Raw genomic sequence first — 25,140 nt, forward strand, 5'->3', positions numbered from 1 at the left:
TTCCGTAGGAGCCATCGCCGTACGAGCCGCCGCGGAACGACTCACCCGCATCTCGACCATGTCGACCATGTCGACCAACTCCACGAGCCGACGGATCGGCTCCACCCCCGCCCGGCCGGTCGGTATCACTCCAGACCGGTTGGGCATCTTCACGCCATTTGTCCACGCGCACGCACATCCCCCCATGGGATTAATCGGGCGCGCGTACGATCCCGGGCACTTCGTACGGTGTTGTCCGGATTGAGCCCCCACTCAACCCGGGCGCCCCCCTTTATCACACTGCACCCGGCCCTTGAATGTAGCGCACGTGGGGGATCTGTGTTTGCCACGTGTCAGCTACGAATCATCATCATGCGTGCATCCATGGCCGGAATCCATCCATCGGCGGGGCACTGGAGCCACCCCTCAGCGGCCGCGAGCTCCGCGACGGCGGCGCGGAGAGCGTCCATGCCCGGGTGCGCCAGCCCCCGGCGCCACACCATCGACACGGGCGACAGGGGGACGGGGTCGACGAGAGGTCGCAGCACTGACGCGGGCATGGCTGGAAAATCCACGACCGCGAGCACGGGGTTACGTTTCTTGGCCATGATCCGTTGGAACTCCTCGGCGCCGACGGCGAGCGGCACGGGCGGCGCGACCTCGATGCCGCGCCCCTCGAAGAGCCGGCGGGCCAGGTCAGTCCACTCCAGGGTCCGGGGATTTCCGGCGCCGGCGTACACCTGCTCACCCGCGAGCGCGTCGAGCGGCACCGCGTCCAGCGCCGCCAGGTGGTGGTCCTCGGGCAGCACGATCGCCATCGGCTCGTACCGTACGGGCTGTTGCTCCAGGCGGTCGCGGATCGCCGGGTCCAGACCCGCGAACCGGCCGAAGGACGCGTCCAGCCGCCCGGCGAGCAGCTCGGCCGCGGCACCGGTGAGGCCGCTCTCGAAGCGGGCCATCAGCTCGCAGTCGGGGGCGAGTTCACGGGCCCGGGCCAGAATGCGCTCGAAGACGAGGCCCGGGCTGTTCACGTCCACGAGCAGGGGGCGCTGCTCGGCGTCCACCCCCCGGAACTCCGCCAGCAGCGCGTCCTGCGCCTCCAGCACCCGGCGCGCGTACGGCAGCAGCCGCTCGCCGTCGGGCGTGAGGGTCACCTGCCGGGTGGTGCGGACGAAAAGGTCCGCCTTCAACTCCCTCTCCAGGCGCCGGATGTCGCGGCTCAGCGCTTGCTGGGCGACGTACAACCGGGCGGCGGCTCGCGTGAAGTGCAGTTCCTCGGCCACGGCGAGGAAGGCGCGCAGCAAGCGGGGGTCGACGGTCCCTGGGCCGACGGAAGAAGCCATCCGGCGAACTTACAACGCAGGTGCGTCAATCGGTACGGAGTAGGTGTTGGACCGTTGATCTGGCCGCGGGCGACGGTTGCTCCATGCCGCAACCCTCCTCCCGCGCCCCCCGCGAAGCTCCCTCGACCCTCTTCACCGTCACCGGCGACAGTCTGGTGGCCGTCGACCTCACACCTCGGTGTTCACGTACGCGCCTGAGGACGCCGGGCGAACGGCCACGCGAACGACCAGGCGAACGGCCAGGCGAACGGCCAGGCGAAAAGCCACAGCCACAGCTCCGACCACACCCACGCACCCCCTACCACCGCCTCTTCGCGATCCCCGGCACTCGCGCCTTCACGATCGGGAATCTGATCGCCCGCCTCCCCATGGGCATGTTCAGCGTCAGCGCCGTCATCATGATCGCCGGCACACGCGGTTCATACGCCCTCGCCGGTGCAGTCACCGCGACCGGCCTGGCGGCGACGGCGGTCGTCGCGCCCTGGACGGCGCGCCTGGTCGACCGCCACGGGCAGGCGCGCATCGCCGTGCCCGCGACGGCGATCGCCGCGCTGGGCTCGCTCGCGCTCCTGCTCTGCGTGCGTTACGAGGCGCCCGACTGGACGCTCTTCGCCGCGTACGCCGCCACGGCCACGACGCCGAACACCGGAGGCATGTCCCGGGCTCGCTGGGCTCATCTGCTGAAGGGCGACACGGCGGGCCTGCACACCGCGAACTCCTTCGAACAGGCCATGGACGAGCTGTGCTTCATGCTCGGGCCGGTGCTGGCCGTGTTCCTGTGCGGGACGTTCTTCCCGGAGGCCGGCACGCTGGCCGGCGCGCTGCTGATGATGACGGGCGTACTGATCTTCGCGGCCCAGCGCGCCACGGAGCCGCCCCCGCAAGGCCGTTCACGTACGCGATCGAATGCGGGATCGAGTACGAGGTCGAGTACGAAATCGAGTACGAGATCGAAACCGCTCCTCCGCGCTCCCGGTATGCCCTCTCTGCTCATCGGATTCCTCGCCACCGGCGCCGTCTTCGGCTCGATGGAGGTCGTCACGATCGCGTTCGCGGACGCACAGGGGCACAGGTCGACGGCGGGCGTGATCCTCGCGCTGCAGGCGGCCGGTTCGTGTGCGGCCGGTCTGCTGTACGGGGCCCTGAAGCCGGCGGGACCGGCCGAACGGCGATACCCGTCGGCCATCACCGCGATGACGCTCCTCATGTCGGGGCCCCTCCTCGCCGCGACGCTCACGGATTCGCTGGTGGTGCTCGCCGGAGCGCTGCTGTCGGCCGGGATGGCCACGGCCCCGACGATGGTCACCGGGATGACACTCGTCCAACGGCGCACGCCCGAGGGCCGGTTGAACGAGGGGATGACTCTGGCGGTGACGGGGCTGCTGGGCGGGATCGCGTGCGGGTCGGCCGTCGGCGGGTGGATCGTGGAGCACGGGTCGGCCGCGGGCGGTTACGGCGTCCCGGTCACCGCGGCCGCGGTCGCTCTGCTGATCTCCCTCGCGACGGCGAGCCCAGCAGCGAGACCAGCAGCTCGGTGAACCGCGTGGCCGCCCAGGACAGCCGGCGGCCCGGCATCGTCTGGATCTGGGCCTCGCGCTGGCGGAAGACCGGGTGGTCGATGTGGACGTGGGTGACGCCCTCCGTGCGGCCGTCCCGGTCCAGGTCGCCGAGGTCGCCCACCAGGGCGATGCCGCCGCCCGAGCGGACGAACTCGTACTGCGGGGCGAGGGCGTCGCAGACCAGCGCCGGGCGGACCGCCAGCCCCTCCAACTGGACTCCGATGTCGAAGAGTTCCCGTTGGCTGGTGCCCGGCGAGGCGAGGGCCAGGGGGTGGGAGCAGAGTTCCGCCAGGGTGACCCGGTCCCGGCCGGCCAGATCATGGCCGAGAGGGACGATGGCGGCGACCGGGATCACGACGGCACTCTCCACGCGCACGTCGTGCTGGGGGCCCATCGTGTAGGTGGCCGCGACGTCGGCGATGCCCTCGACCACGCGGCGGGTCGCCTCCTGGCGGGGGACGACGTCGAGCTGGAAGGCCACGTCGGGATGATCGTGCCGGAAGGCCGCCATGGCGTGCGGGACGAACCGACGGCCGAACCCCTCCGAGCAGGCGACGGTGACGCTGCGGACGTCGGCCCCTCGCCCCGTCCTCAACTCGTCGACCAGCGCGGCCGATTCGGCCTCACTGCGCCGGGCGTGGGCCACCAGCCGGGACCCGGCATCCGTCACGGTCATCCCGCGCGGGTGCCGGACGAACAGGGGCACACCGATACCGGACTCGAGTTTGGCGATCTGTCTGCTGATCGCCGACGGCGCGACGTTCAGTGTGTGGGCGGCCTCGGTCACCGATCCGGTCCGGGCGACTTCGAGGAAGTACGCGAGGCTCACCGGGACGAGTTGCATCGGACCTCCACGCCGGCACCGGTTTGCCGAAAGTAGAACGCAGGGCGCCACAAACGGCAATAGTCGCCGACCGAAAATCGCCCTACGCTGCTGAGCCAACGCAGTGCCCCGCGGTGTCCGGCGGGTGTCCAGCGCGCCGGCCCGACCGGCGGGCGATGTCTCCGTACGCGCCGTCCCCAGCGTTCCTCAGGAGAAATGTCCCCGTGATTCCCGCGAAACTGATCCATCAGGCCGAGGAGTACGTCGACTCCGGAGCCTTCTTCGCCGAGCTGGCCGCCATGGTCTCGTACCCCACCGAGAGCGCGCGGCCGGAAAGTCACGTTGCCGTCAAGGCATACCTGGACGAGGTGCTGACCCCCGCGCTGGAGGGTCTCGGGTGCTCGGTGGCGGAGTACGACAACCCCTCCGGCGGCCCTTTTCTCGTGGGCCGCCGCATCGAGGACCCCGGCCTGCCGACCGTCCTGTGCTACGGCCACGCAGACGTGGTGGACGGTCATGCCGGGCGGTGGAGCGAGGGACGCGATCCGTGGACGCTGACCGGTGACGGCGACCGGTGGTACGGCCGGGGCAGCGCCGACAACAAAGGGCAGCACCTGGTCAATATCGCGGCCCTGCGGCTGCTGATCGCCGAGCAGCAGAAGCTGGGCTTCAACCTGACCTTCCTCTTCGAGACCGGCGAGGAGGTCGGTTCCCCCGGGCTGGCCGAATTCGCCGCCGCGCACCAGGAGTTGTTGCGGGCGGACGTGCTGATCGCCTCCGACGGCCCACGCCTGGACGCGACGACTCCGACCCTGTTCCTCGGCGCGCGCGGCGGCGTCCAGCTCCAGCTCGACGTGGACCTGCGCCCGGACGCGTACCACTCCGGCAACTGGGGCGGGGTCCTGCGCAATCCCGCGACGACCCTGGCCGGCGCGATCGGGAGCCTCGTCGACGGACACGGCCGTATCCAGGTCCCCGAGCTGCTGCCGCCGGACCTGCCCGACCCGGTGCGCGCGTCACTGGCCGAGGTCACGGTCGCGGGCAGCCCCGGCGACCCTGCCCCGGACCCGGGGTGGGGCGCGCCCGAACTGACCGCCGCCGAGCGGCTCTACGCCTGGAACACCCTGGAGGTGCTGACCCTCGGCGCCGCCGACATCGAGCGCCCCGTCAACGCGATCCCCGGCCGGGCACGGGCGGTTCTGCAACTGCGGTACGTCGTCGGCACCGACGTCGACGGCATCGAGGAGGTGCTGACCGGGCACCTCGCCCGGCACGGTTACGACATGGTCGAGGTGAGCGTCCTCGGACGGTTCGCGGCCAGCCGCACGCCTCTCGACGACCCATGGGTCGGCTGGGCCCGGCGGACGCTGGAGCAGGTCACCGAGCGGCCGGTCGCGGTCCTCCCCAACATCGGCGGCTCACTCCCCAACTTCGTCTTCACCGACGTCCTCGGCCTGCCGACCCTGTGGCTGCCGCACTCGTACCCGGGCTGCCTTCAGCACGCCCCCGACGAGCACCTCCTCGGCTCCATCGCCCGCGAGGGCGTCGTACTCGCCGCCGCGCTCTTCCACGCGCTCGGCAACCCCACGGACACGGAGGCCCCCCGATGACCGAAGTCGCAGGCCGGCAGACACAGTCGGCGCCGTCGCGGACGTCCGCCCGTCGCGCGATCGCGGCCGCCACCATCGGCAACGCCCTCGAATGGTTCGACCTCGCGCTGTACGCGCTGCTGGCGTCGTACATCGGCAAGACGTTCTTCCCCGCCGGCGACCAAGGCATCCAACTCGTCCAGACCTACGCGGTGTTCGGCATCACGTATCTGATCCGTCCGATCGGCGGCCTGCTGATCGGCGCGTACGCCGACCGGCACGGCCGCAAGAAGGCGCTGATGCTGTCGATCCGGCTGATGGTGGTCGGCACGCTGTTGATGGCGTTCATGCCGGGGTACGCCGCACTCGGCATCGTCGCGCCGATGGGCATCATCCTCGCGCGGCTCATCCAGGGCTTCGCGGCGGGCGGGGAGTTCGGGGCGGCGACGTCGTTCCTGGTCGAGCGGAACGAGCGGCGGAAGAGCTTCCTGGGCAGCTTCCAGTTCGCGAGTCAGGGGCTCTCGACGCTGATGGCCGCGGGTTTCGCGGCGGGTCTGACCGCGGTGCTGTCCGAGGAGCAGATGACGTCGTGGGGCTGGCGGGTGCCCTTCGTGTTCGGCCTGTTGATCGGTCCGGTCGGTTACTTCGTACGCCGGTACGTGGACGAGTCTCCGGCGATCACGGCCGCGACGGAGGGCGCGGCGGAGGGCGCGGCGGAATCCGGCAAAGAGGCCTCGCCGATCCGCACCGTCTTCCGTGACCACTGGGGCGGCCTGCTGATCGCCGGCGGCGTGCTCATCGTGTCCACGGCGCTCAACTTCGTCCTCCAGTACCTGCCGACCTTCGGGATCAAGGAGCTCGGTCTCGACGACTCGCTGTCGTTCGTGGCGCTGTTCGTCGCCGGTGCGATCCTGACACTGGGGACTCCGGTGGTGGGCCTGCTGGCGGACCGGTTCGGACGGCTGAGGATCATGGTGCCGGCCGCGCTGCTGATCGCCGCGAGCGCCGTGCCGTTGTTCATATGGCTCACCAGGGCGCCGTCGTTCCTGACGCTCCTGCTGTGCATGACGATCCTCGGCCTGCTGAAGGCGGCCTACTTCGGGGCGCTGCCTTCGGTGATGTCCGACGCGTTCCCGGTCCGGGCCCGTGCGACCGGCCTCTCCTTCAGTTACAACACCACAGTCGCGGTCTTCGGCGGCTTCACTCCGACGATCGCCGCGGCGCTGGTCGCGGCGACCGGTTCGCAGGTCTCGCCGAGCTACTACCTGCTCGCGGTCGCGCTGCTGAGCATCGCGGCGTTGGCGGCGGGGGCGCGGTTCCGCGGGATCCGCTGAGTCCGCTGAATTCCCTCAGCGGGGTGTGATCCGGCAGCGGACGGGCCCCTTGGCCGTCAAGGTGATCGCCGCGCCGAGCGGCACTTCTCCCTCGTCCGCGGGCTCGAACTCATAGGTCTGGAGCAGCACCGCGAGCCCCAGCACCGACTCCAGCATCGACAGGTGCTGCCCGATGCAGGCGCGCGGGCCGCCCCCGAACGGGAACCAGGCGTAACGCGGGCGGCCCGCCTCCGCCTCCGGGGTGAAGCGCTCGGGGTCGAAGCGCTCCGGGGCGGGCCAGTAGTCGGGGTGGCGTTGGGTGACCCACGGGCTGACGATGACATCGGCGCCGGCCGGTATGTGGACGCCGCCGATCTCCGCGTCCGCGACCGCGCGGCGGCCGATGACGGGCGCTGAGGGATACAGCCGCATCGCTTCCTTCAGCACCATCGTCAGATACCGCAACTCCCCCATGTCCGCCGCCGTGGGCGCCCGCCCGCCGGGACCGCCGAGCAGGCGGTCCACCTCCTCCCGTACGCGCCGCTGCTGCTGGGGGTGGCGGGCCAGGAGATGCAGGGCGAAGGCGAGCGCGGTGGCGGTGGTCTCGTGGCCGGCCAGCAGGAAGATCAGTACCTGTTCGCGCAGTTCGGTGGCGTCGAGGCTGCCGTCCTCGGCGTTCTCGGCCCGGACGAGGAGGGTGGCCAGGTCTTCGGTGCCGTCCTGCGGGCCGGTGCCCCGCCCGCCGCGGCGGCTCTCGATGATGCCGTCGCAGAGCGCGAACAGTTCGGCCTGGTTGCGGTCGGCGCGGCGGTTGGCGGGTGTGGGCCAGGTGCGAGGCGGCTTGACGGGTGCGAGGCCCCGCTTCAGGGAGTACGTCTGGAGCGGGGGCATCGTCCGCTCGATCACGTCGAACGCCTTCTCCACGTCCGTCCCGAACAACACCCGGCCGACCATGCGGAGCGCGAACCGGTGCATCTCACCGACCAGTTCGACGGCTCCGTCCGAGCGCCCTCGCCAGGTGTCGGCCAGGGCGACCGCCTCCTGGGTGACCTGGTCCGCGTAGCCGTCCACGCGGCGGCGGGTGAACAGCGGCTGGACGAGGCGGCGCTGGCGGAGGTAGGCGTCGTCCTGGCTGGTGAGCAGGCCGTTGCCGATCGTCTCCCGCAGTACCTCGTAGAAGGCGTTGTCCTTGCGGAAGTCCGCGGACCGCGTCGCCAGGACCTGCTGGGCGCCGTCGGCCGAGAACACCGCGTACATGTCCCTCCGCAGGCCCGGCGGGCCGGCGCGGAAGCGCACCACGTCGCCGTACGCGCTCCGCGCCCGCAGATACGTCGCGAGAGGATCCCTCAGGAGGTCGCTCATCGAACCGAACAGCGGCGTCCCCGCCACGATCGGGGCCTCTACGCTCACGGTCGCCGTCGCCATGTCCGCCGCCTCCCCCTGGCCGTACGCATGTCCGAACCACAATAGCCCCACGGGCAGGGCCGGTTGAGGGCGCGGACCAGCCGGAGTGCGGCGGACCAGCCGGTTCGACGGGTTGGCGTCCACGAGATGGCCCGGACACGGGACGGGGTCCCCCGACAGCAAATCCCGGTCCCCGACAGCAATTCCCGCTCACCCCATTGACGTGCCCACGGCCCCCACATACCTTCGCCCGTCGAAGCGCTTCGACATCACGCATCGAAACGATTCGATGAACGCTGCGTGATGCCCCCCACTACGAGCGTGACGAGCACGACTCACCGGGACAGTGAGCCATCCGACTCCCCTGGAGGCACTGGATGTTGACGGCACGAAGGCGTGTGGTGGCGGTAGCCGCCGCCGCTCTGAGCGGGGCCCTGCTGCTGGCCTCCTGCGGCGACTCGGACAGTGGGTCTTCCGACGGCAAGACGTTGAGGCTGTGGCACTACGAGGCACCGAACAGCGCGATGGGGGTGGCCTGGAACGCGGCCATCAAGGAGTTCGAGAAGACCCACCCGGGTGTGAAGGTGGAGTTCGAGGAGAAGGGCTTCGAACAGATCCAGAAGACCGCCTCCATGGTCCTGAACTCCTCCGACGCGCCCGACATCATGGAGTACAACAAGGGCAACGCGACGGCGGGCAAGCTCTCGCAGCAGGGCCTCCTCACCGATCTTACCGCGGAGGCGACGAAGCGCGGCTGGGACAAGAAGCTCAGCACCGGTGTCCGTACGACCAGCCAGTACGACACGGGCGGCGTCATGGGCTCCGGCAAATGGTTCGGCGTGCCGAACTACGCCGAGTACACGATGGTCTTCTACAACAAGGACCTCTTCAAGAAGTACGGTGTCGACGAGCCCACCACGTTCGACGAACTCACCGCGGCCATGGACAAGTTCGTCGACAAGGGCGTCACCCCGCTCGCCAACGCGGGCGCCGAGTACATCGCCCACCAGTACCTGTACCAGCTCGCCCTGATGAAGGCCGATCGCGCCTGGGTCGACAAGTACGAGCTGTACAAGGGCAAGAACGACTTCCACGACACGGCCTGGACGTACGGCGCCGAGACCTTCGCCGACTGGGTGAAGAAGGGGTACATCGACAAGAAGTCCAGCGGCACGAAGGCCGAGGACGCCGGGGTCTCCTTCATCCAGGGCAAGGCGCCGATCCTCTTCTCCGGCAGCTGGTGGTACGGCCGCTTCAAGGAGGAGGCCAAGTTCGACTGGGGCACCTTCCTCTGGCCGGACACGAACCTCACGCTCGGCTCCGGCGGCAACCTCTGGGTGGTCCCCAAGGGCGCGAAGAACAAGGACCTGGCCTACGACTTCATCGACATCACCATGTCGAAGAAGATCCAGAACCTGCTGGGCAACAAGGGCGGTGTCCCGGTGGCCGCCGATGCGGCCGCCATCACCGACCCGCAGGCCAAGGAGCTGATCGCCGACTTCAACGCCCTCGCGGAGAAGGACGGTCTGGCCTTCTATCCCGACTGGCCCGTCACCGGCTTCTACGACGTCCTCGTCTCCGAGACCCAGAAACTGATCACGGGCGGCACCGAACCGGACGCGTACCTCGACGCGTTGCAGGAGGCGTACGACAAGGGTGTGCCGAAGCAGTGACGGTGACCGTCGAACGGGAGGCGCGGGCGGTCGGCAAGCACCACCACGGCAGCCCGCGCCGCCCCCGTACCCGCGACTCGTACGCCCTGTTCCTGCTGCCCGGGGTGCTCGCCTTCCTGCTGGTGATCGTCGTGCCGTTCGCGATGAACACCGGGGTGAGCTTCACCGACTGGCAGGGCGTGGGCGCCCCCGACTGGTCCGGGCTCGCCAACTACCGGGAGCTGCTCGACGACTCGGAGTTCTGGGCGTCCTTCCGGCACAGCCTGTTCATGGTCGTCGCCATGGCGGCCGTACCGACCGTCATCGGGCTCGTGCTGGCCGCTGCTCTGTTCGACTTCGTCGGCAAGCACTTCGGCAGCAGGACGGCCGCGGTGCTGCGCGCCTGCTTCTACCTCCCGCAGGTGCTGCCGATCGCGGTGGCGGGAATCGTGTGGAGCTGGATTCTCGCCCCGGACAACGGCTCGCTCAACGAGCTGCTGCAGGCCGTCGGGCTCGGCTCCTGGCAGCAGGACTGGCTCGGCGACCCGGACTTCGCCCTCTACAGCGTCATGGGCGTGATGGTGTGGGTGCAGATCGGCTTCCCGCTCGTCGTCTTCATGGCGGGCCTGCAACGCGTCGACCCGCAGCTGTACGAGGCCGCCGAGCTGGACGGGGCGGGATGGTGGCGCCGCTTCTGGCACATCACGCTCCCCCAGATCCGCCCGGAGATCCATGTCGTGCTCACCTGGTGCACGATCGCCGCGCTCAAGGTCTTCGGGGCCGTGTACGTGCTCACCAAGGGCGGCCCGGGCGGCGCCACGAACGTCCCCTCGTACTTCTCCTTCACGACCTTCTTCGAGAAGACGCAGGTGGGGTACGGCGCCGCGATCTCCACGGTGCTCACCGCGATCATCCTGCTGCTGGCTCTGGTCGGACTCAGGCTCCAGACCCGAGCCGAGGACGCCGAGGAGGGACTCCGGACATGACGACAGCCGTACGCCGCTATCCGGCTCTCGTGGCCCTGGTCATCGCGGCCCTCTTCATGGTCCTGCCGTTCCTGATCGTCACGATGAACGCGGTCAAGTCGCCCGCCGAGTACTCCGCGAACGGCCCGCTCAGCCTCCCCGACGGCCTCTACCTGGACGGGCTGAAGGACTTCTGGGAGCGGGTCGACTTCGGCCAGAAGCTCCTCAACTCGGTCCTCGTCAGCGGCGCGGTGGCGGCCTTGGCCGTCGTCCTGTCCGTCCTCAACGCGTACGCGATCGGCATCGGCCGCATCAAGGGACGCACCTGGGTGCTCGCCTTCTTCGTGCTGGCGAACGTGCTGCCGCAGGAGGCGCTGGTCTACCCGATCTACTACCTGAGCAAGGAAGCCGGTCTGTACGACACCCGGCTCAGCGTGATCATCGTCTTCACGGTCATCCAGGCCGCCTTCGGCACCTACCTCCTCTCCGCCGTCCTGGCGCAGTTCCCCCGCGAGATCATCGAGGCGGCCCGCATCGACGGGGCGAACAAGTGGCAGGTGCTGTGGCGGATCGTGGTCCCGGTCAGCCGGCCCACCATCGGCGTGCTCCTGGTCTTCTTCTTCATCTGGACCTGGAACGAGTTCCTGCTCCCGCTGGTCATGCTGATCTCCAACGACAACCAGACCGTGTCGGTGGCGCTCGGCGTCCTTCAGGGCCAGCGTCTGATGGACGCCACGATGACCAACGCGGCCGCCCTGCTCGGTGTGCTTCCGGCAATCGTCTTCTTCCTCGTCTTCCAGCGGACGCTCACCCGCGGCATCGCCGTGGGTGCCGTCAAATAAGGGGTGTGCCGGTGAAGTTCAGTGACGGCTACTGGCTGCTGCGCGACGGCGTGACCGCGGCCCATCCGGTCGAGGTCCTCGATGTGAGCGCCGAGCACGGCGCGTTGGAGATCCACGCGCCGACCCAGCCCATCCGCCACCGCGGCGACCTGCTGAAGGGACCGGTCGTGACGATCAGCGCGCACGCGCCGATGCCCGACGTCATCGGCGTGACGTTCACGCACTTCGAGGGCGAGGAGCCGCGCGGCCCCGAGTTCGAGGTGAGCAAGGAAGAGGTCGCGGCGACGGCTTCGTACGACGACGAGTACGCGACCCTCACCTCGGGCGCCCTGTCCGTCAGGGTCTCCCGCGGCGGCCCCTGGCACGTCGACTTCCTCGCGGACGGCCGCACCCTCACCAGCAGCGCCCGCAAGGGCATGGGCATCATGCGGGTCGCCGAGGGCGGCCACTATCTGCGGGAGCAGCTGGGCCTCGGGGTGGGCACGAACATCTACGGGCTGGGCGAGCGCTTCGGGCCGCTCGTCAAGAACGGCCAGGTCGTCGACATGTGGAACGCCGACGGCGGCACGGCCACGGAACAGGCGTACAAGAACGTCCCGTTCTATCTGACCGACGCCGGCTACGGCGTCTTCGTCGACCACCCCGGCCGGGTGTCGTTCGAGGTCGGCTCGGAGACCGTGTCGCGGGTGCAGTTCAGCGTGGAGAGCCAGCAGCTGACGTACTACGTCATCTACGGCCCGACTCCGAAGGACATCCTGCGCAAGTACACGGCGCTCACCGGCCGGCCCGCGCTGCCGCCCGCCTGGTCGTTCGGACTGTGGCTGTCGACCTCCTTCACCACCTCCTACGACGAGGCCACGGTCACGTCGTTCATCGAGGGCATGAAGGAGCGCGAACTGCCGCTGTCCGTCTTCCACTTCGACTGCTTCTGGATGCGCGAGTTCAACTGGTGCGACTTCCAGTGGGACCCGCGGGTCTTCCCCGATCCGGAAGGGATGCTCAAGCGGCTCAAGGAACGCGACCTGCACATCTGCGTCTGGATCAATCCATATATCGCGCAGCGCTCGCCGCTGTTCGCGGAGGGGCGGGCGCTCGGGCATCTGCTGAAGAAGCCGGACGGCAGCGTCTGGCAGTGGGACCTGTGGCAGCCGGGAATGGCGCTGGTCGACTTCACGAGCGAGGCCGCCCGCCAGTGGTACGCCTCGAAGCTGGAGGCACTGCTCGCGCAGGGCGTCGACTGCTTCAAGACCGACTTCGGCGAACGGGTCCCGGTCGACGTGGCGTACGCGAACGGCGCCGACCCGGAGCGCATGCACAACTACTACACGTACCTGTACAACCGCACCGTCTTCGACGTGCTGCGCAAGCACCGGGGCGAGGAGGAGGCCGTCGTCTTCGCCCGCTCGGCGACTGCGGGCAGCCAGCAGTTCCCCGTGCACTGGGGCGGCGACTGCGAGGCCACGTACGAGTCGATGGCCGAGTCGCTGCGCGGCGGGCTGTCGCTCGGGCTGTCCGGCTTCGGCTACTGGAGCCATGACATCGGCGGCTTCGAGGGCACGCCGCCGCCCGCGCTGTTCAAGCGGTGGATCGCCTTCGGGCTGCTGTCCTCGCACAGCCGGCTCCATGGCTCGTCGTCGTACCGGGTCCCGTGGCTGTTCGACGAGGAGGCCGTGGATGTGCTGCGGCTGTTCACGCGGCTGAAGCTGCGCCTCATGCCGTACCTGTACGAGGCCGCGCGCGCCGCGCAGGCCGAGGGCGTGCCGATGATGCGGGCGATGGTCCTGGAGTTCCCGGACGATCCCGGGTGCACGCATCTGGAGCGGCAGTACATGCTCGGGCCCGATCTGCTGGTCGCGCCCGTGTTCAGCGACGAGGGCGACGTCTCGTACTACGTCCCCGAGGGCACCTGGACCCACTTCCTGAGCGGGCGGACGGTCACCGGGCCGCGCTGGGTGCGCGAGCGGCACGGGTTCCTGAGCGTGCCCCTGCTGGTCAGGCCGGGCGCGGTGATTCCGGTCGGCGCCGTCGAGGACCGGCCCGACTATCCGTACGCGGACGGGGTCACCCTGCACGCCTACGGCCTGGAGCGCGGCGCGCAGGTCACAGTGCCGGTGGGAGGCGTGACCTTCACCGTCGTCCGCGAGGGCGACACGCTGCGGGCCTCGTCGAGCGATCCCTCGGCGCCCTGGGGACTGTCCGCCGGCGGACGGACCGCGCGGGCGAAGGCCGGGACCGGGTTCCTGTCCCTGGAACTGGCCTCACCGGAGCGGAAGCGGAACGAACTGGAGGGGAACCAGCCGGAACGGAATCAGCCGGAACAGGACGGAGCATGGTGAAGATCACCGACGTGGCACGGCACGCGGGGGTGTCCCCCAGCACGGTCTCGTACGCGCTGAGCGGCAAGCGTCCGATCTCCGAGGAGACCCGGCAGCGGATCGAGGCCAGCATCCGCGAACTGGGCTACCGGCCGCACGCGGGCGCGCGGGCGCTGGCGAGCAGTCGCTCCAATGTGCTCGCGCTGGTGGTGCCGTTGAGGGCGGGCATCCATGTGCCGGTGGTGATGCAGTTCGCGGTGTCCGTGGTGACGACCGCGCGCCGGCACGACCACGACGTGCTGCTGCTCACCCAGGAGGAGGGCGAGGAAGGGCTGCGGCGGGTCGCGGACACCGCGCTCGTGGACGCGCTGATCGTGATGGACGTCCAGCTCCACGACCGGCGGCTGCCGTTGCTGCGCGCCCTCGACCGGCCGTCGGTGCTGATCGGGTTCCCGTCCGAGCCCAAGGGGCTCACCTGCATCGACCTGGACTTCCAGGCGGCGGGCGAGGCGTGCGTCGAGCATCTGGCGGGCCTCGGGCACCGGGTGATCGCGCTCGTGGGTTCGCCTCCGGAGGTGTACGTACGGGAGACGGGCTTCGCCCAGCGCGTCGTGCGGGGCTTCACCGCGGCGGCCGACCGGCACGGGCTGTCCTCGTCGGTGCACCCGTGCGAGGCGGTGCCCGGGGCGGCCCGGCAGGTCGCCGAACAACTCCTGCGGGAACACCCGGCGCTGACCGGTGTCGTCGTCCACAACGAGCCGATCGTGGAACCCCTCATCGACGCCTTCGAGCAGCTCGGTCTGCGCGTGCCCGGCGATCTGTCCGTCACCGCGATCTGCCCGGACGAGCTGGCCGACGGCACCCGCGTGCCCGTCACCTCGGTCGCCATACCGTCCGCCGAGGTGGGCGCCGGAGCCGTGGAGCTGCTGATGAAGAAGCTGGGCGGCGCGACCGCGCCGGAGGCGACGCTGCTGCCGCCGCGGCTGACCGTGCGGTCCAGTACGGCACCGCGGCCCTGACCCACGAAAGCCGCGCCCCGTAAGGGGCGCGGGGAACTGCGCGACCAGCCACAAACAGCCCGCAGCTTCCGGACCCCACTGCCAGCGAGCGCTAAGTCGAAGGAGCGGTGTCATGAAAGGCAAGAGAAGACACGGAACCATCGTCAGACGGGCCGTGCCCGTCCTGACGCTGGCGCTCGTCGCGGGACTAGGCGTCACGGCCACCGGGACGGCCGCGGCGGACGACCCCGCGTACGCCTTCCGCGATCCGAAGCTCTCCGTCGACCGGCGCGTGGACGACCTCCTCGCCCGGCTCACCCTCGACGAGAAGATCTCCCTGCTCCACCAGCACCAGCCCGCGATCCCGCGCCTCGGCGTCAAGTCGTTCAAGACCGGCACCGAGGCCCTGCACGGGGTCGCCTGGCTCGGCGAGGCCACCGTCTTCCCGCAGGCACTGGGGCTCGCCTCGACCTGGGATCCGTCACTGATCAAGCGCGTCGGCTCGGCGGTCGGCGACGAGACACGAGGCTTCCAGCAGGAGCGGCCGGCCGGCTGGGGCCTCAACCTCTGGGCGCCCGTGGTGAATCCGCTGCGCGACCCGCGCTGGGGGCGCAACGAGGAGGGCTACTCCGAGGACCCGTATCTGACGGGCGTGATGGCCACCGCGTACGGCACCGGCCTGACCGGCGGCGACCCCGACCACCTCAAGACGGCCCCGACGCTGAAGCACTACCTCGCCAACAACAACGAGGCCGACCGCACGAGCACGTCGTCCGACCTGCGCCCGCGCGTCCTCAAGGAGTACGAGGAGCAGGCCTTCAAGCCCGCGATCGAGGCCGACGCGGCCACCGGCGTGATGTCCTCGTACAACCTCGTCAACGGCCGCCCCGCCACGGTCAATCCGGCGCTGAACGACGAGGTGCGCACCTGGTCGGACCACGACCTCCTGAACGTCACCGACGCCTACGCGCCCAACAACCTGGTCTCCACCGGCAGCCAGAAGTACTTCGGCACGCTGGCCGAGGGGAACGCCGCCGCGCTGAAGGCGGGCATCGACAGCTTCACCACGGACGACGCGAACTCCGCGCCCACGACGAGTGCGGTCACGTCGGCCCTGTCCACGGGGCTGTTGAAGGAGTCCGACGTCGACACGGCGGTCCGGCACATCCTGAGCATCCGCGTCCGGCTCGGTGAATTCGACCCGGGCGGCGGGAAGTACGGCTCCATCGACAAGTCCGTGGTCAACAGCCCGGCGCACCAGAAGCTGGCGCGCAAGGCGGCGGCCGACGCGGCCGTGCTGCTGAAGAACGACAACGCCCTTCCCCTGAAGGCCTCTTCCGGCAAGAACGTCGCCGTCGTCGGCCCGCTCGCCGACACCCTCTACACGGACTGGTACTCGGGCACCCTGCCGTACGCGGTCACGCCGAAGGAGGGCATCGCCGCGAAACTCGGCACGCCGGTGGCGAGCAGCGAGGGCGTGGACCGGATCACGCTGAAGAACGTGGACACGGGGAAGTACGTGACGGCGGGGTCGGACGCCGACGGCGAGGCGCTGAAGGAGAGCGCCGGATCCGCGGGTACGGCCGGACAGTTCGACCTCTTCGACTGGGGTGCCGGCCTCGTCACGCTGAGGTCCGCCGCCAACGGCAAGTACGTCGGCTACAACTGGTCGAACTTCGTCAACGACCAGGCCCAGCCGGGTGGCTGGTTCGTCCAGCAGCAGTTCGCGCCCGAGCGGCAGGACGACGGCACGTACCTGCTGCGCTACGCGGGCTACGAGACCAAGGAGCCCTGGTGGTCGAACCCGGTCTACCTCGGCCCGACCGGTGACGACGGCACGCTCGGCCTGGTCGCCAAGACGGATGCCGCGCACTACACGAAGGACGTCGTCCGCAGCGGCGCCGACGAGGCCGTGGCCGCGGTGAAGGGCAAGGACACGGCCGTGGTCGTGGTCGGTTCGATGCCCGCCATCAACGGGCGCGAGAACAACGACCGTACGGACATGGGCCTGGCCCCCTCGCAGGAGGCCCTGGTCAAGGCGGTGCGCGCGGCCAACCCGAACACCGTCGTAGTCGTCGAGAACAGCTATCCGACCACCCTGGGCGACCTGCGGAAGGAGGTCCCGGCCCTGCTGTGGACCACCCACGCGGGCCAGGAGACCGGCAACGCCCTCGCCGACGTCCTCTTCGGCGACGTGAACCCGGCCGGACGGCTCACCCAGACCTGGTACGCGTCCGAGTCCGACCTGCCGTCGATCCTCGAGTACGACACCATCAAGTACGACCGTACGTACCAGTACTTCAAGGGCGACCCGCTGTACGAGTTCGGCTACGGGCTCTCGTACACCTCCTTCCGCTACGGGAAGCCGAGGCGCGTCGACGGCGGTTACGAGGTCGCCGTGACCAACACGGGCCGGCGGGCCGGTGACGAGGTCGTGCAGCTCTACACCCATCAGCGCGTCTCGCGCGACAAGCAGCCGCTGAAGCGGCTGGAGGCCTTTGAGCGGGTGTCGCTGAAGCCGGGGCAGACGAGGACGGTGAAGCTGCCGCTGAAGACCGGGGATCTCGCGCACTGGGATGTCACGCGGTCGAAGTGGGTGGTGGAGAGCGGCACGTACGACGTTCTCGTGGGCGCGTCGTCCGAGGACATCCGGTCTCGTACGTCGCTTCAGGTGCGTGGGGAGACCATTCCCGCGCGGGATCTTTCGCGGGTCACCCGGGCCGAGAACTTCGACGACTACGCGGGCGTGCGGCTCGTGGACGAGTCGAAGGCGCGGGGCACCGCGGTGGGGGCTGCGGGGGACGGGGCCTGGCTGAAGTTCGCCGATTCTCATCTCGGTGGGGGTGTTTCGAAGTTCGGCGCGCGGGTGGCGGGAGCGGCCGGGAAGGTCGAGATCCGGCTCGGATCGCCGACGGGCACGCTGGTGGGCACGGCTCAGGTCGACGGCACCGGGTCGCCGTACACGTACGAGACCGTGACCGCCTCGCTGTCGAGCGCCGCCAAGGGCCGTCAGGACGTGTACCTGGTGGTGAGCGACGGCATCCGCCTGTCCACGTTCTCGCTGAGGTGAGCGGCGGCCGCATCCGCCGGTGAGCGACGGAGAAACGACGAAGGCCCGGTGGTCGTCATGACCACCGGGCCTTCGCCTCACATGAGGATTGTGGAGATGGCGGGAATCGAACCCGCGTCCAACGGTGCGGAAGGAGGGCTTCTCCGTGTGCAGTTCGCTGCGCTTTTCTCGGCCCCGGCGATCACGCGAACAAGTCGCCGACGGGCTCAGTCACTGTTTGATTTCCCTCTGCGCCCCGTGACCGGGCTCAGAGGTTTAGTCCCCTAGCTGATGCCAGGATCCGGGTCGGGAACACTCCCGGGCTGACACTCCCATCAGAGAGGCTTCGCTTCGCTACTTAATCAGGCAGCGAGGGCGAAAGCCTGGGGAGAATCGCTCTTAGAATTGGCGATTATTTGTTTCGGCCTGTGGTTTACGAGATCATGGCCGCTTCCTCGACACGCTTCCCCTGCTTCGACAGCCGCTGTCGAAACCGATCATCCCCATGTTGATTTTTCAAATTACCGCACCCGCTGTGGGGTGCAGGGCCCATCGTACGTGACCAACGAGGGCAGGTGCCAGCGTATTCCCGGGGCGTCGGGGCGCCCGAACCCTCCGGGGTGCCCGGGGGCTGCGCCCGCGTCCCGGATCTACGCCCGCTGCCGCCGCCGTACCGCCGCCACGGCACGGTCCGTCTCCCGCCGGTCCTGCTTCTCGCGGAGGGTCTGCCGCTTGTCGTACTCCTTCTTGCCCTTCGCCAGCGCGATCTCGATCTTGGCCCGGCCGTCCTTGAAGTACAGGGCGAGGGGCACGATGGTGTGCCCCGTCTCCTGGGACTTCGACTCCAGCTTGTCGATCTCCTCACGGTGCATGAGGAGCTTGCGCTTGCGTCGGGCACTGTGGTTGGTCCACGTCCCCTGGCTGTACTCCGGCACGTGCACGTTGTACAGCCACGCCTCGTGCCCCTCCAGCGCGATGAACCCGTCGACCAGCGACGCCCGTCCCTGGCGCAGGGACTTCACCTCGGTCCCCATGAGCACCAGACCGGCCTCGTAGGTGTCGAGGATGTGGTAGTCGTGCCGCGCCTTCTTGTTCTGCGCGATCAGCTTGCGCCCTTTTTCCTTAGCCATAGTGTGGCCATTTTCGCACTACGAGGGGCCCCCGAGGCCACTCAATACCGCCTCGGCCCGCTTCAGGGCGCTCTCCTCGACCTCGAGGTCGGGGGCGATGCCCCTGCCGTCGACCTTGCGCCCGGAGGGGGTGCGGTAGTGGCCGACGGTCAGCTCGGCGACAGAGCCGTCGGGCAGCCGCCTCGGCATCTGGACCGAGCCCTTGCCGAAGGTCCTGGTGCCCACCACGACCGCGCGGCCGCGGTCCTGCAGGGCGCCGGTGAGGAGCTCGGCCGCGCTCATCGTGCCGCTGTCGACGAGCACGACCAGGGGCCTGGAGGTGTCGCCGCCCGGCTCGGCGTGCAGGGCGCGCTGCTCGCCCCGTACGTCGTACGTCGCCACGAGGCCGCCGTCGAGGAAGGCGGAGGCGGCGGTCACGGCCTCGGTGACCAGGCCGCCGGGGTTGCCCCGCAGGTCGAGGACGATCCGGGCGCCCGCGGCGGCATCGGCCACGGCGGACCGTACGAGTTCGCCGGAGCCCTTGGTGAAGGCGGCGGCCTTGATCACGGTGACGCCGCCGGCGAGCTCGCGCACCGTCACGGAGTCCGTGGACAGTTTCGCCCGGCGCAAAGTCTCGTTCCACACGCGCGTGCCGCGTTCCAGGCCCACGGAGACGGCCGTGCCGGCGGGCGCGTCGGTGGCGTCGCCGCGCAGTAACGAGACGACCTCCGTCACCGGGCGGCCGTCGACACTCTTGCCGTCGACGCTGCGCAGCCGGTCGCCCTTGCGGATCCCGGCCTCGGCCGCGGGCGAGCCGGACCGTACCCGGGTCACTTCGATACGTCCGTCGCGCTCGCGCCGGGCCCACAGGCCGACGCCCGTGTACTGGCCGTCGAGGGCTTCCTCGAACTCCTCGTACTCCCCCGGTGAGTACACCGCGCCCCAGCGGTCGCCGCTGCGGCTGACGGCGCGCTCGGCCGCCTCCACGGGCGACTTGCCGTCGGCCATCGCCTCGGCGGCGGCGTCGGAGACGTCCTCGTGGTGTCCGGCGATTGTCGAACGGTCGGACGGGGAAGGAGACTTCCGGTCGGAGCCGTCGAGATAGCCGGTCGCGGCGCCGGTGGCGAGAACACTCGCGACGACCAACGTCAGGGCGGCCCCGCGGCGAACGCGGCGGGGCGGACAGAACAGGTCTCGACCTGACATGCCGGTGAGTCTAGGACAACGCAAGGGGTCGTACCGCTGGTTGGCAGGACGACCCTCTTGGCGTGCGTCACACCTTCAGGTACTTGCGCAACGCGAAGAACGCGGCAAGCGCGGGCATCACCAGACTCGTGGCGAGGATGAGCGGCAGCTTCGCCAGGACCGCGTCCCAGCCGATGAAGTTGATCAGATTCAGCTTCTCGGACAGGGCGAGGCCGTTGTCGATGATGAAGTAGCGGGCGACGAGCAGGAAGCCGCAGGCCACACCACCGCCGATGAGTCCCGCGACAGCGGCCTCCATGATGAACGGCGCCTGGATGTAGAAGCCGGAGGCGCCCACGAGCCGCATGATGCCGGTCTCACGGCGACGGCTGAACGCGGAGACGCGCACCGTGTTGACGATCAGCATCAGCGCGACGACGAGCATCATCGCCATCACCGCGCGGGCCGCCCAGTTCATGCCGTTGAGCAGCCCGAAGAGGTTGTCCAGGATGCCCTTCTGGTCCTGCACGGACTGAACGCCGTCACGGCCGTCGAAGGCGGTCGCGATGACCTGGTACTTCTCCGGGTCCTTCAGCTTGACGCGGAAGGACTCCTGCATCTGGTCCGGGGTGAGCGAGCTGGCCAGCGGGGAGTCGCCGAACTGCTCCTTGTAGTGCTTGTACGCCTCGTCGGCCGACTCGTGCGCGACGTTCTCGACGACCGACATCTTGCCCAGATCGCTCTCGATCTGCTTCTTCTGCTCGGTGGTGACCGCCCCCTTGGCGCAGTTGGGGTCGGACTCCGCGTCGCTCTTGTTGCAGAGGAAGATCGAGACGTTGACCTTGTCGTACCAGTAGCCCTTCATCGTGTTCACCTGATCGCTCATGAGGAGCGAGCCGCCGAACAGGGCGAGGGAGAGGGCGACGGAGACGATGACCGCGAAGGTCATCGTCAGATTGCGGCGGAGACCGACGCCGATCTCCGACAGGACGAACTGGGCACGCATGGCGTCTACTCAGGCCTTTCGATGGGACATCTGCATGAGGGTCCCTTCCGCTCGAGCGGGGTCGAGAGCTGGGGGGAGATGGCGGTCAGTGCTGGTAGCCGTAGACGCCGCGCGCCTGGTCGCGGACGAGACGGCCCGTCTCCAGCTCGATGACTCGCTTGCGCATCTGGTCCACGATGTTCTGGTCGTGGGTCGCCATCAGGACGGTCGTGCCCGTCCGGTTGATGCGGTCGAGCAGCTTCATGATGCCGACGGACGTCTGCGGGTCGAGGTTTCCGGTCGGCTCGTCGGCGATCAGAAGCTTGGGCCGGTTGACGAAGGCACGGGCGATGGCCACGCGCTGCTGCTCACCACCGGAGAGCTCGCCCGGCATCCGGTCGTCCTTGCCGCCGAGCCCGACGAGGTCGAGCACCTGGGGCACGGACTTGCGGATCTCGCCGCGCGATTTGCCGATGACCTCCTGCGCGAAGGCGACGTTCTCGCCGACCGTCTTGTTCGGCAGCAGCCGGAAGTCCTGGAACACCGTCCCCAGCTGCCGGCGCATCTGCGGCACCTTCCAGTTGGAGAGGCGCGCGAGGTCCTTGCCCAGGACGTGCACCTGGCCGTGGCTGGCCCGCTCCTCGCGGAGGATCAGCCGCAGGAAGGTGGACTTTCCGGAGCCGGAGGACCCCACCAGGAACACGAACTCGCCCTTCTCGACCTCGAGGGAGACATCCCTGAGGGCTGGGCGGGTCTGCTTGGGGTAGACCTTGGAGACGTTGTCGAATCGGATCACGGATGCACCACGGGTCGCCGGGGGTAGGTGAGCGTGACCATACGCGAACCCGGCACGGGAGCGCAGTCGACAGCCGTCGTTGCGCGAGGCTTGCGCGTTTTGTCACCTAACGGAAGGGCTCGAACGCGTCACGACCGGGCAGGATAAGGCGAGCCGCGCCGAAATCCGTGGAACCTGGCACAGTGGAGGGGGAACGTTCGCGTTCCTGGGAGCGTTGTGTACGTGAATTCCGGCGCAAGGAGGGCGAGCGCATGACGTACGACCGGTTGGTGTGCGCGAACTGTGCCGCGCCCGTGAACGAAGGCCGCTGCCCGGTCTGCCGCGCGAACAGGGAGCGACTGCAGCAGGAGAGCCCCTTCGCGGGCCTGACGCCCATGGCGCTGATCGCGCTGCTGGCCGTGCTGATCGCGGCGGTGGCCCTGCTGGCGCACCAGACCGCGTAGGACGGGCGAGGGCGGCGTACAGGGCGGTGCGGGACCCGGGGGCGGACGTGTGCCGACACCCGTCCACGAGGTGCGCGTGATTCATGACAACGAAGCGTCGCGTAACCCATGACGACGAAGCGTGACGAGAACGACGTCATGAGATGACGCAACTCGAACGAGAAGCCAACGGAAAGGGCCCGGAGCACTCAGCTCCGGGCCCTTCTCGCGTACGCACTACCGCCTAACGCACGGCGACGGCTATGACATCCGTCACGCAGCGGCGCCGCGGCCGTTCATGAGGCGGGGCAGCAGACGGAAACCGACACCGCCGGCGATCATCGTGGCCGCGCCGATGACCAGGAACGTGGTCTCGGCGGCACCCGTCTCGGCGAGCTCGCCGTCGCCGGTGCCCTGGGCGGAGGGGTTGGAGGCCTGCTGCTCCGAGCCGGTGTCGGTCAGGCTCTCCTTGCCCTCACCCTGCTCGACGGGCTTGGAGCCGCCGTCGGGGTCGGTGTCGTTGCCGCCACCGTTGCCACCGCCGTTGTTGCCACCGCCATTGCCGTTACCCGGGTCGGTCGGCTCGTCGGTCGGCTCCTCAGTCGGCTCCTCGGTGGGCTCCTCCGTGGGCTCGGTCGGCTCCGCGGTGGGCTCGTCCGTGGGCTCCTCCGTCGGAATGTCCGTCGGGATGTCCGTCGGCTCCTCCGTCGGCTCGTCCGTCGGGTCGAGACCGACGCCGACGCCGACACCGTTCTCGTCGGCGCTGGCGCCGACGCTCAGACCGCCCACCTCGACACCGACGTCGAGAGCCGAAGCGGCACCCGCGGCGGTCAGCGAAGCACCGGCGGCGATCACCGTACCGGCGGCTATCCGCGCGACACGGATCCGCGTCTTCTTGGTCATCTGCTTGCTACCCCCAGTAGCTAATCGTGAGTGGAGCAGCGCCCGGGGCCGCGGCGTCGGAGCGACTTTGAAAAGCCCCCCGGTTCACATGCGCCCCAGAGATACGCATGCCGCTCGTTACCCTTCCCACTTTTCAAAGCAACGTCAAGGTCGTTGCGACCGCGATGTCCTGATCAAGGCCATTTGACCGTAGGGACGACATGTGAGTGTGACGTAAAACCCAGACATCCGGCTACACAAAGGGCAACTGCCCTCCGGTGGAGGACAGTTGCCCTGTCGACAAAGCGACGCCTGCGAAAGTCGCTTTTTCTTCCTTCTTTGTGCGCCTACTTCTCCTGCTGCTTGCGCCAGCGAATTCCGGCCTCCAGGAAACCGTCGATCTCGCCGTTGAACACTGACTCCGGGTTACCGACTTCGTGCTCGGTGCGCAGGTCCTTGACCATCTGGTACGGGTGCAGGACGTACGAACGCATCTGGTTGCCCCAGGAGTTGCCGCCGTCGCCCTTGAGGGCGTCCATCTTGGCCTGCTCCTCCTGCCGGCGCCGCTCCAGCAGCTTCGCCTGCAGAACGTTCATGGCGGTGGCCTTGTTCTGAATCTGCGACCGCTCGTTCTGACAGGACACCACGATTCCGGTGGGGATGTGGGTCAACCGCACGGCGGAGTCGGTGGTGTTGACGCCCTGGCCGCCGGGTCCGGAGGACCGGTACACATCGACGCGCAGTTCGGACTCGTCGATCTCGATGTGGTCGGTCTGCTCGACGACGGGCAGTACTTCCACGCCCGCGAAGGAGGTCTGCCGACGCCCCTGGTTGTCGAAGGGCGAAATACGCACGAGCCGATGCGTGCCCTGTTCCACCGACAACGTCCCGTATGCGTACGGAACCTGGACGGCGAAGGTGGTCGACTTGATGCCGGCCTCTTCCGCGTACGAGGTTTCGTAGACCTCGGTCTTGTAGCCGTGCTGTTCGGCCCAGCGCAGGTACATGCGCTGGAGCTTCTCGGCGAAGTCCGCGGCGTCGACGCCGCCGGCCTCGGCGCGGATGTTGACGACCGCCTCACGGGAGTCGTACTCCCCCGAGAGCAGCGTCCGGACCTCCATCTCGTCCAGCGCCTTCCTGACGGCGGCGAGCTCGGTCTCCGCCTCGGCGCGGGTGTCCGGGTCGTCCTCCTCCTCGGCCATCTCGAAGAGCACGCCGAGATCGTCGATCCGGCCGCGCAGGGCCTCGGCCTTGCGGACCTCCGCCTGGAGGTGGCTCAGTTTGCTGGTGATCTTCTGTGCTGCTTCGGGGTCGTCCCACAGGGACGGCGCTGCCGCCTGCTCCTCGAGCACGGCGATATCTGCCCTCAGCTTGTCGAGGTCCAGGACGGCCTCGATCGACTCCATGGTCGAGGAGAGGGACTTGAGCTCTTCGGATACATCGACAACTGCCACACCCCCAGCGTAACGGCTCCGCCAAGCGGGTCAGGTCGGTGCGCTGGGCTGCGCGTCTGCTGGGCCGGGGGGTTCCTTTCCCCCACCCCACCCCTTCCCGAAACAGGGGGCTCCGCCCCCCAGGCCCCCGGGGGTCGTCTTTCGGCTGCGGGCCGGTCGTGGCTGGTCGCGCAGTTCCCCGCGCCCCTGGGGCTGGGGGCTGCGCCCCCAGGCCCCCGGTTCGCATTTCGGCTGCAGGCCGGTCCTGGCTGGTCGCGCAGTTCCCCGCGCCCCTAAAGGGCGCGTCCCACTCGCCCTCAGTCACCCAGCGACCCCCTGAAGGGGCGCACCCCCACACTCCCGCAGCCGCCCACGCACAGGAGGGGGCGTGTGCCGGTGCGTCATCGGCCGTCGCTTACAGCCTGTCTCAGGAAACCCCTACCGACTTACCAGGCCACGGTCGTATGCCCCCGCGGCGACGGGCGGACGCACCGGCA

General features: G+C 69.1%; 19 protein-coding genes and 1 other RNA gene. 10 read left to right on the plus strand and 10 right to left on the minus strand.

Features of this window, described 5'->3' with window-relative positions; genetic code table 11:
- Positions 1-332: 332 nt before the first annotated feature.
- A complete protein-coding gene (locus tag FE633_RS28475; protein WP_138048044.1) occupies positions 333-1,322 on the minus strand; it encodes a LysR family transcriptional regulator in 990 nt (329 codons plus the stop codon).
- Between the two features lie 83 nt (positions 1,323-1,405).
- On the opposite strand from FE633_RS28475, the gene FE633_RS28480 reads away from it, so the two are divergent.
- Positions 1,406-2,860: an MFS transporter gene (locus tag FE633_RS28480; protein ID WP_246113865.1), complete on the plus strand. Its 1,455-nt coding sequence runs from the start codon at positions 1,406-1,408 to the stop codon at positions 2,858-2,860.
- Here FE633_RS28480 and FE633_RS28485 read toward each other — a convergent pair.
- A complete protein-coding gene (locus tag FE633_RS28485; protein WP_138048045.1) occupies positions 2,787-3,725 on the minus strand; it encodes a LysR family transcriptional regulator in 939 nt (312 codons plus the stop codon). The two genes, FE633_RS28480 and FE633_RS28485, sit on opposite strands and share 74 nt — an antisense overlap.
- A 203-nt stretch (positions 3,726-3,928) precedes the next feature.
- Here FE633_RS28485 and FE633_RS28490 point away from each other — a divergent pair, with 203 nt between their 5' ends.
- Positions 3,929-5,314 (plus strand): M20 family metallopeptidase, encoded by a 1,386-nt coding sequence (locus FE633_RS28490; protein ID WP_212747289.1) that lies wholly within the window; start codon positions 3,929-3,931, stop codon positions 5,312-5,314.
- On the plus strand, positions 5,311-6,627 hold the full coding sequence (locus FE633_RS28495; protein WP_138048047.1) for an MFS transporter: 1,317 nt from the start codon (positions 5,311-5,313) through the stop codon (positions 6,625-6,627). The genes FE633_RS28490 and FE633_RS28495 overlap by 4 nt, the downstream gene beginning before the upstream one ends.
- Positions 6,628-6,642: 15 nt before the next feature.
- On the opposite strand, the gene FE633_RS28500 is transcribed toward FE633_RS28495, so the two are convergent.
- The gene (locus FE633_RS28500; protein WP_138048048.1) at positions 6,643-8,031 is read right to left on the minus strand and encodes a cytochrome P450; all 1,389 of its coding nucleotides are present in this window, start codon (positions 8,029-8,031) and stop codon (positions 6,643-6,645) included.
- A 356-nt stretch (positions 8,032-8,387) separates the two neighbouring features.
- Here FE633_RS28500 and FE633_RS28505 point away from each other — a divergent pair, with 356 nt between their 5' ends.
- The 6 genes from FE633_RS28505 (at position 8,388) to FE633_RS28530 (ending at position 17,852) form a co-directional block, all read left to right on the plus strand.
- Positions 8,388-9,683: an ABC transporter substrate-binding protein gene (locus FE633_RS28505; RefSeq protein ID WP_138048049.1), complete on the plus strand. Its 1,296-nt coding sequence runs from the start codon at positions 8,388-8,390 to the stop codon at positions 9,681-9,683.
- Positions 9,680-10,648 (plus strand): carbohydrate ABC transporter permease, encoded by a 969-nt coding sequence (locus FE633_RS28510; protein ID WP_138048050.1) that lies wholly within the window; start codon positions 9,680-9,682, stop codon positions 10,646-10,648. Before FE633_RS28505 ends, FE633_RS28510 begins: the two co-directional genes overlap by 4 nt.
- The gene (locus FE633_RS28515) at positions 10,645-11,469 is read left to right on the plus strand and encodes a carbohydrate ABC transporter permease (protein ID WP_138048051.1); all 825 of its coding nucleotides are present in this window, start codon (positions 10,645-10,647) and stop codon (positions 11,467-11,469) included. Before FE633_RS28510 ends, FE633_RS28515 begins: the two co-directional genes overlap by 4 nt.
- An 11-nt stretch (positions 11,470-11,480) precedes the next feature.
- Complete coding sequence (yicI, locus tag FE633_RS28520; protein WP_138048052.1) at positions 11,481-13,805, plus strand: alpha-xylosidase; 2,325 nt, start codon at positions 11,481-11,483, stop codon at positions 13,803-13,805.
- Complete coding sequence (locus FE633_RS28525) at positions 13,799-14,803, plus strand: LacI family DNA-binding transcriptional regulator (protein ID WP_138048053.1); 1,005 nt, start codon at positions 13,799-13,801, stop codon at positions 14,801-14,803. Before yicI ends, FE633_RS28525 begins: the two co-directional genes overlap by 7 nt.
- Positions 14,804-14,915: 112 nt before the next feature.
- Positions 14,916-17,852, plus strand: coding sequence for a glycoside hydrolase family 3 protein (locus FE633_RS28530; protein ID WP_138048054.1), 2,937 nt, complete (start codon positions 14,916-14,918; stop codon positions 17,850-17,852).
- Between the two features lie 88 nt (positions 17,853-17,940).
- Here the strand turns inward: FE633_RS28530 and ssrA are convergent.
- From ssrA to ftsE, 5 genes are all read right to left on the minus strand, one after another.
- Positions 17,941-18,336, minus strand: a transfer-messenger RNA (tmRNA) gene (ssrA, locus tag FE633_RS28535).
- 145 nt (positions 18,337-18,481) lie between these two features.
- Positions 18,482-18,961, minus strand: coding sequence for an SsrA-binding protein SmpB (smpB, locus tag FE633_RS28540; RefSeq protein ID WP_119102087.1), 480 nt, complete (start codon positions 18,959-18,961; stop codon positions 18,482-18,484).
- An 18-nt stretch (positions 18,962-18,979) separates the two neighbouring features.
- On the minus strand, positions 18,980-20,146 hold the full coding sequence (locus FE633_RS28545) for a S41 family peptidase (protein WP_138048055.1): 1,167 nt from the start codon (positions 20,144-20,146) through the stop codon (positions 18,980-18,982).
- A gap of 67 nt (positions 20,147-20,213) precedes the next feature.
- Entirely contained in the window at positions 20,214-21,131 is a 918-nt protein-coding gene (ftsX, locus tag FE633_RS28550) for a permease-like cell division protein FtsX (protein WP_138048056.1), read from the minus strand.
- 85 nt (positions 21,132-21,216) lie between these two features.
- Positions 21,217-21,906 (minus strand): cell division ATP-binding protein FtsE, encoded by a 690-nt coding sequence (gene ftsE / locus FE633_RS28555; RefSeq protein WP_119102084.1) that lies wholly within the window; start codon positions 21,904-21,906, stop codon positions 21,217-21,219.
- A 251-nt stretch (positions 21,907-22,157) separates the two neighbouring features.
- Between ftsE and FE633_RS28560 the strand changes: the two genes are divergently transcribed.
- On the plus strand, positions 22,158-22,349 hold the full coding sequence (locus tag FE633_RS28560) for a hypothetical protein (protein ID WP_119102083.1): 192 nt from the start codon (positions 22,158-22,160) through the stop codon (positions 22,347-22,349).
- A 252-nt stretch (positions 22,350-22,601) separates the two neighbouring features.
- Here FE633_RS28560 and FE633_RS49310 read toward each other — a convergent pair whose 3' ends face one another.
- Positions 22,602-23,231, minus strand: coding sequence for a PT domain-containing protein (locus FE633_RS49310; protein ID WP_138048057.1), 630 nt, complete (start codon positions 23,229-23,231; stop codon positions 22,602-22,604).
- A gap of 326 nt (positions 23,232-23,557) precedes the next feature.
- Complete coding sequence (gene prfB / locus FE633_RS28570; protein ID WP_138048058.1) at positions 23,558-24,664, minus strand: peptide chain release factor 2; 1,107 nt, start codon at positions 24,662-24,664, stop codon at positions 23,558-23,560.
- Positions 24,665-25,140 lie beyond the last annotated feature (476 nt).

The organism is Streptomyces montanus (assembly GCF_005786655.1).
In the GTDB taxonomy this organism is placed as follows: Bacteria; Actinomycetota; Actinomycetes; order Streptomycetales; family Streptomycetaceae; genus Streptomyces; species Streptomyces sporangiiformans.

What these genes read in the sequence shown, in the direction of transcription:
- FE633_RS28475 (WP_138048044.1), bottom strand. Translation starts at nt 1,322, where the DNA reads ATGGCTTCTTCCGTCGGCCCAGGGACCGTCGACCCCCGCTTGCTGCGC.
- FE633_RS28480 (WP_246113865.1), top strand. Translation starts at nt 1,406, where the DNA reads ATGCCGCAACCCTCCTCCCGCGCCCCCCGCGAAGCTCCCTCGACCCTC.
- FE633_RS28485 (WP_138048045.1), bottom strand. Translation starts at nt 3,725, where the DNA reads ATGCAACTCGTCCCGGTGAGCCTCGCGTACTTCCTCGAAGTCGCCCGG.
- FE633_RS28495 (WP_138048047.1), top strand. Translation starts at nt 5,311, where the DNA reads ATGACCGAAGTCGCAGGCCGGCAGACACAGTCGGCGCCGTCGCGGACG.
- FE633_RS28500 (WP_138048048.1), bottom strand. Translation starts at nt 8,031, where the DNA reads ATGGCGACGGCGACCGTGAGCGTAGAGGCCCCGATCGTGGCGGGGACG.
- FE633_RS28505 (WP_138048049.1), top strand. Translation starts at nt 8,388, where the DNA reads ATGTTGACGGCACGAAGGCGTGTGGTGGCGGTAGCCGCCGCCGCTCTG.
- FE633_RS28515 (WP_138048051.1), top strand. Translation starts at nt 10,645, where the DNA reads ATGACGACAGCCGTACGCCGCTATCCGGCTCTCGTGGCCCTGGTCATC.
- FE633_RS28525 (WP_138048053.1), top strand. Translation starts at nt 13,799, where the DNA reads ATGGTGAAGATCACCGACGTGGCACGGCACGCGGGGGTGTCCCCCAGC.
- FE633_RS28530 (WP_138048054.1), top strand. Translation starts at nt 14,916, where the DNA reads ATGAAAGGCAAGAGAAGACACGGAACCATCGTCAGACGGGCCGTGCCC.
- smpB (WP_119102087.1), bottom strand. Translation starts at nt 18,961, where the DNA reads ATGGCTAAGGAAAAAGGGCGCAAGCTGATCGCGCAGAACAAGAAGGCG.
- FE633_RS28545 (WP_138048055.1), bottom strand. Translation starts at nt 20,146, where the DNA reads ATGTCAGGTCGAGACCTGTTCTGTCCGCCCCGCCGCGTTCGCCGCGGG.
- ftsX (WP_138048056.1), bottom strand. Translation starts at nt 21,131, where the DNA reads ATGCGTGCCCAGTTCGTCCTGTCGGAGATCGGCGTCGGTCTCCGCCGC.
- FE633_RS28560 (WP_119102083.1), top strand. Translation starts at nt 22,158, where the DNA reads ATGACGTACGACCGGTTGGTGTGCGCGAACTGTGCCGCGCCCGTGAAC.
- FE633_RS49310 (WP_138048057.1), bottom strand. Translation starts at nt 23,231, where the DNA reads ATGACCAAGAAGACGCGGATCCGTGTCGCGCGGATAGCCGCCGGTACG.